This window comes from Mesorhizobium silamurunense (assembly GCF_014843825.1).
Taxonomy (GTDB): Bacteria; Pseudomonadota; Alphaproteobacteria; order Rhizobiales; family Rhizobiaceae; genus Mesorhizobium; species Mesorhizobium silamurunense.
This window is the reverse complement of sequence record NZ_JHQR01000293.1, coordinates 1-3819: the sequence shown is the minus strand read 5'-3', so window position 1 is coordinate 3819 and position 3819 is coordinate 1. Positions and strand designations below refer to the sequence as shown.

Annotated in this window: 3 protein-coding genes, 2 tRNA genes and 1 pseudogene; 1 reads left to right on the top strand and 5 read right to left on the bottom strand. The window is 63.1% G+C overall.

Annotated features, from left to right (window positions below):
• The 5 genes and pseudogenes from DH10_RS37340 to DH10_RS29740 all read right to left on the bottom strand — a co-directional run.
• Positions 1–366, bottom strand: a pseudogene (locus DH10_RS37340) (DUF2497 domain-containing protein); the annotation flags it as partial.
• Positions 367–603: 237 nt separating this feature from the next.
• Positions 604–1965 carry a TolC family outer membrane protein gene (locus tag DH10_RS29755; RefSeq protein ID WP_192246196.1) on the bottom strand — a complete coding sequence of 454 codons (1362 nt, stop codon included), beginning with the start codon at positions 1963–1965 and terminating at the stop codon, positions 604–606.
• Positions 1966–2184: 219 nt separating this feature from the next.
• Positions 2185–2859, bottom strand: a complete 675-nt coding sequence (locus tag DH10_RS29750; RefSeq protein WP_192246011.1) for a protein-L-isoaspartate O-methyltransferase family protein — start codon at positions 2857–2859, stop codon at positions 2185–2187.
• 124 nt (positions 2860–2983) lie between these two features.
• Positions 2984–3057, bottom strand: a tRNA-Cys gene (locus DH10_RS29745).
• Positions 3058–3231: 174 nt separating this feature from the next.
• Positions 3232–3492 carry a hypothetical protein gene (locus DH10_RS29740; protein ID WP_192257189.1) on the bottom strand — a complete coding sequence of 87 codons (261 nt, stop codon included), beginning with the start codon at positions 3490–3492 and terminating at the stop codon, positions 3232–3234.
• A gap of 216 nt (positions 3493–3708) precedes the next feature.
• On the opposite strand from DH10_RS29740, the gene DH10_RS29735 reads away from it, so the two are divergent.
• Positions 3709–3783: transfer RNA gene (locus DH10_RS29735), tRNA-Asn, on the top strand.
• Positions 3784–3819 lie beyond the last annotated feature (36 nt).

The window sequence follows — 3819 nt, the reverse complement described above, 5'->3', positions numbered from 1 at the left end:
AACCGCCGGCGTGTCGGGCTCCGCCGCGACCCTAGCCCCGACTTCCGCCAGGGTGGTGGGCGCAGGCGCGGTCTTCACGGGTTCGGGGCGTGTCTCGGCGCTCGCGACCGCCGGATCGGACGCCGCGAGCTGGGCCTGTATCTCCGCCAGACTCACCGGCTTCCTGGGAGCGGATTCCGCGTTCAGCTCGGAACGGAAGGCGTCAACGTCGGCGGTCGGCGCCGCCGGCTGAAGGTCCTGGCGCAAGTCTGCGCTGTCGGCCGTCGGCTGCTTGCGGCCGGTATCGCTGTCCTCGATGATCCTCCGGATGGAAGCAAGTATCTCTTCCATGGAAGGTTCGCGCTGTGCGCTGCTTGCCGTCGCCATCGTCACATCCGCCGCCCTTGTGACCCATTGCAGATTTCGATTCCGGCCGGGCCGAAAATTCGAATCAATAGCGACAGCGTAACCGACCGATCGTCATCCGAGAATCCCCAATCTGGGGAGACGTTGGATTTCAACAGATTAGCTGCCTCGGCCGCCAGCAGCCGGCCGGCTGGCTTTTCAAATGCAAAAGCGCCGCGCATCCCTCGGACACGCAGCGCTTTTGCAGTTTACAAAGAATCAGCGGCCGTCCGGCGTGCGCAGCCCGATCCACTTGTCCTTGACGGCGTTGTAGTGCTCTTCCGGCTTGTATGTCGCGACCTGCAGGCCGAGCCGCTCGGCCGACAGCCGGCCGAGCGCCGACAGGATGGCGTAGCTCGCCACGACGACATCGCGCTCGGAACTGGCCTGGTTGATCTTGGCGGTGATGACGGCATTCTGCGCGTTGAGCACGTCGAGCGTGGTTCGCTGGCCGACATTGCGCTCCTCGATGACGCCGTTGAGCGCCAGTTGCGCGGCGGCGATCACCTGCCGGTTGGCATCCACGCTTTCGCGGGCAGCGGTGTATTGCGTCCACGCCGAGGCCACGGCCTGGCGCACCTGGTCGCGGCTGACGTCGACCTCGATGCGTGCCTGGCTGAGCGATTCCTTCGATTGGCGAACCAATGCCGAGGTGCGGCCGCCCGAATAGATCGGCACGGTGAGCGTTGCGCCGATATTGGCCGAATTGGTCGTCCCTTCGGACGACGACGACGCAAAAGCGCCAGGGGTGGTGTTGCGATACTGGCTTGATATCCCAGCACTAGCAGAAAGCTGTGGCAAAAGTGCCCCTTCGGCCGACTTCACCGAAAACGCCGCGGCGTCGACGAGATGCTCGGTGGCAAGGATTGCCGGGTGCTCCGCGGCGGCAATGGTGAAAGCCGAATCAAGGCTCGACGGCAATAGCTTCGCCAGCGGCGCGGGTGCCCTGAGCTTGCCCGGTTCGTCGCCGATTATCTGGTGGTAGGTCGCTGCACTGGCCAGCGCCGTCGCACGAGCTGCGCTAAGCTGGGCCACCGCCGTGGCGCGCGAGGCATCGGCCTGCGCGACGTCGGTGCGGGTGCCCTCGCCGACCTCGAAGCGCGACCGTGCGGCGCGCGCCTGCTCGGTCAGGAACTGCAGGTTCTGTTCGGTCAGCACCGCGACCTGACGGTCGCGAATCACATCCATATAGGCGCTTGCCGCGTTGAACAGGATGTTCTCCTCGGTATTGCGCAAACTTTCTTGCGAGGCGCTGACCTGCGCCTCGGCGGCGGCGACATTGTTCTTGGTCTGGAAACCGTCGAACAGCGTCTGGTCGATCTCAACCCCAAAGTTGCCTGTGGTTATATTTAAGGTTTGACCCAGCCGGTTGGCGTGGCTGCTTGTGTAATCGATGCTTGCCGATCCCTTGATCGTCGGGCGGTAACCCGACTTGGCGATGGCCACACCCTCGTCGGTGACACGAGTGCCGGCGCGGGCGGAGTTCAGCTGCGAGTTGTATTGATAGGCCTTGGCGAGCGCGCCGGTAATTGTTTCGGCGGATGCGGCCAGCGGCGACAGCGCGGTCGCCGAAACAAGCATGGCTACTAGAAAAGTCTTGTGTAGGGGCGGCACGTATTATCCCTCATTCGTTTTGCACGGGAACCACGCCACGCCAGCCTACCCTTTCGGATCAGCCCGCGCCGCGCTATTTCTCGTTCCCCCGCTGACTGCCCCCGAAAATCCCCGGAAAAGCAAATCAGCAACGATTGTTCAAGCGCAAGCGATCATGACCACGCCTTCGCTGCAAGGCAAAACCGCTTAAAATTCGAACGCATGGACACGTTCGAAGCCCGGTAGTGGCTTAATTGCCGCATTAAATGCCCGTCTTCCGGTTACAACCCCCCCGGCTTTGAAAAATAGCCGGGCCACGCCAGAGTTGCCCTGCCCCTCGACCACAACCAGCCGTCCGTCCTCGGCGAGCTGGTCGAGCAGTGCCGCCGGCACCTCCTCGACGCTGCCGCCAATGAAGATGACATCGTAGGGCGCCTTCGCGGCATGACCTTGCGGCAACGGCCCGGTCACCACCGTCACGTTCTGGCAATCCAGCGCCGACAGCGTCGACTTCGCGGCTTCGGCCAGCGTCGGGTCGCTTTCCAGCGCAACCACCGATTTTGCGATTCGGGAAAGCAGAGCGGCCGAATAGCCGGTGCCGCAGCCGACATCGAGCACCGAATCGCTGTCGCTGACTTCAGCCAGTTGCAAAAGCTTGGCGAGCGGCGACGGTTCCATCAGGTAGCGGGCACCGCCGCCATTGACGCCGCCGGAAACACGGATGTCCCCGTCGATATAGGCCAGGTCCCGCTGCCCGGCACCGACAAAAGCCTCGCGCGGCACGGAAAGCATGGCTTCGATCAGCGGCGCGCTGGTCACATCGGTGGTGCGGATCTGGCCATCGACCATCTTCACGCGGCGTTCGGAGAAATCAGCGTCCATGTTCCAACCAACCCGCTTTCCGCGCCCAATTCGCTACCCGCGCCCAATGCATTCCCAGGCAAAGTCCGCGGGCAAATTCGACCGGACCTGGCGCTCCGGCGCGACAGCGCCGGAGTCCGGGCATTGGAGGCCTCGCCCGGAATCGAACCGGGGTGCAAGGATTTGCAGTCCTCTGCGTAACCACTCCGCCACGAGGCCTTCCATGCTCCCGGCGTTCCGAGCGAACTCATTATGTTGGCGGGAAAAGGTCGTCAAGCACCGGCAAGTCATTCCCGGCGCTTTCCATACGTCATCTGAGACAGTGGTTGCCAATCGCTTGCGGCCGGTCCCGACGGTGCTTCCGCAGCTCGCCAACCGCCTCCTGGCAAGCGCTCAATCGGGCCGGCGGCGGCGTTGCCACCAGACGACGAAGCGCCGCCTGTGGCGACGCACCAGCGCAAATTCGTAGGACAGCACCAGCAAGCCGAGCGGAATCATCCAGAAACCGAGAATCGGCAGAAAGCCCAGAATCCCGCCGACGGTGAGCAACACGCCGATAGCGATCCGCAATGCCCGCGAGCGCGGCATCGCGAACTCACGGCCGAATACCGTGATCTTCCGCGCCGGGCCGTTATCGTCGTCAGCTGCCGTCATTCAAACCAGATCCCATCTGCGCGGCCGAAGCCATCGATATCAAAGGCAGCAACCGGCCGCTTTGTTCCGCACCAGTGTGAAGCCGTTCATATGTGGGCACGCCGGAGCGATGCCACAAATGGCCGCACGAGAAACTGGAGAAAAAATGCGAATTGCTGCTTTGCAAAGCCGAAAGGTGTTTGCTATAGGCTGCGCCACTCACATCAGAGCCTCCGTTCCCCGGTAGCTCAGTGGTAGAGCAACCGGCTGTTAACCGGTTGGTCGCTGGTTCGAATCCGGCCCGGGGAGCCACTTCAGTACGGTCCATTCTGGACACATAGGTTACGG